Consider the following 1,427-nt stretch of genomic DNA (forward strand, 5'->3'; position numbering starts at 1 on the left):
CCCCTCTGAAGCCTTAGATTATATTACCTTCTCTGCCAATCTCCTTTTCAGCGGCAAGTACGCTACCAGCTTGGAAGCCCTTGCTAAAGACGGCTTCTATGCTAAAGTTTCTCAAACACCCTACAATGCTGATGGTTATCTTGCAGGAGTAGAACGCCGTCAAACCGACTATCGCAACCTCATCACCGAGTTTGAACATACCCCAAATACCGTCTTTATCCTTGATCCACCCTATCTTTCCACCGACATCAGTTCCTACAGCGGTGCTCAAGATTGGAAACTAAAAGACTACCTACATATCGTCAAAGCCCTCAACGTAATGTCTCGCTACATCTACTTCGGAAGCAATAAAGGACAACTCCTCGACCTTTTCGACTTCCTTGCCAACGAATACAACCTCCCCAGTCCATTCAACGAAACCGAGCGCATAACCGTCAGCACCAGCGTTAATTATGCCAGTGCCTACGAAGATTTAATGATATACAAATACTAAAAACACGAACAATGAAATCAACATCCAATATTTGGCAACGTACGCCAATATCCTACTATGGAGGTAAGCAAACAATGCTGCCACATATCCTGCCCCTTATCCCCGAACACACCATCTACACCGAAGCCTTTGTCGGAGGAGGTGCAGTCTTTTGGGCAAAACAGCCCCGTCAAAACCGAAATCATCAACGACTTTAATGCTAATGTATATACCTTCTACAAGGTTCTGCAAAACCGATTTGCAGAGCTTAAAACCCTTATAGAGCGGTCTGTAGTTAGCCGAGAAGCCTACAAAGCCGCATTGGTAATCTACCACGCCCCTTTTGCTTTTACCGAAGTGCAACAAGCGTGGGCATTTTGGTACGCTACCAATTGCGGTTACTCTAACCAAGTTGGCAACTGCCGTATCACAACCAACAGCAAGAATGTGTCCGCCCTCAACAACAAAATTACCAACTTTACCGACACCTACTCCGCTCGCCTGCGAGGCGTACAAATTGATAACAACGATGCCACCGAAGTCCTCACCCACCACGACACCCCAACCACTTTCCATTATGTAGACCCACCCTACATCGGAGCTAACCAAGGACACTACGGAGGCTATGAGCAATCACATTTTAACCAACTATTAACCACACTTGCCACCCTCAAAGGCAAATTCCTGCTAAGCTCCTACCACAATGAAGAGCTAACCAAATACGTACAGCAATGCGGATGGTATCAAAAAGAAGTGTCAATGCATTTAGGTAGCAGCAATAGCACAGGAAAGAAGCGTATAGAAGTCCTTACAGCCAACTACCCTATATAATATGTATAGGCAAAAAAAACACGGATAGCCATACCGCATATCCGTGTTTTTTTATTACCTTTGCCCCGCTCAAAAAATGTACATTTCGTTTTGAAAATTGGTACATTTCGTTTTGCGGATTATA

2 protein-coding genes and 1 pseudogene are annotated in these 1,427 nt (G+C 44.8%); all 3 read left to right on the forward strand.

Annotation, left to right across the window (positions count from 1 at the left end):
• Positions 1-493: pseudogene (locus HMPREF9073_RS15905) on the forward strand (DNA adenine methylase); the annotation flags it as partial.
• A gap of 11 nt (positions 494-504) precedes the next feature.
• Positions 505-690, forward strand: coding sequence for a DNA adenine methylase (locus HMPREF9073_RS16510; RefSeq protein ID WP_009413216.1), 186 nt, complete (start codon positions 505-507; stop codon positions 688-690).
• The gene (locus HMPREF9073_RS06640; RefSeq protein ID WP_255347187.1) at positions 623-1,303 is read left to right on the forward strand and encodes a DNA adenine methylase; all 681 of its coding nucleotides are present in this window, start codon (positions 623-625) and stop codon (positions 1,301-1,303) included. Before HMPREF9073_RS16510 ends, HMPREF9073_RS06640 begins: the two co-directional genes overlap by 68 nt.
• The last annotated feature ends 124 nt before the right edge of the window (positions 1,304-1,427 follow it).

Source organism: Capnocytophaga sp. oral taxon 326 str. F0382, assembly GCF_000318295.1.
GTDB lineage: Bacteria > Bacteroidota > Bacteroidia > Flavobacteriales > Flavobacteriaceae > Capnocytophaga > Capnocytophaga periodontitidis.

Coding starts and splice junctions, on each gene's coding strand:
- HMPREF9073_RS16510 (WP_009413216.1), top strand. CDS start 505: ATGAAATCAACATCCAATATTTGGCAACGTACGCCAATATCCTACTAT.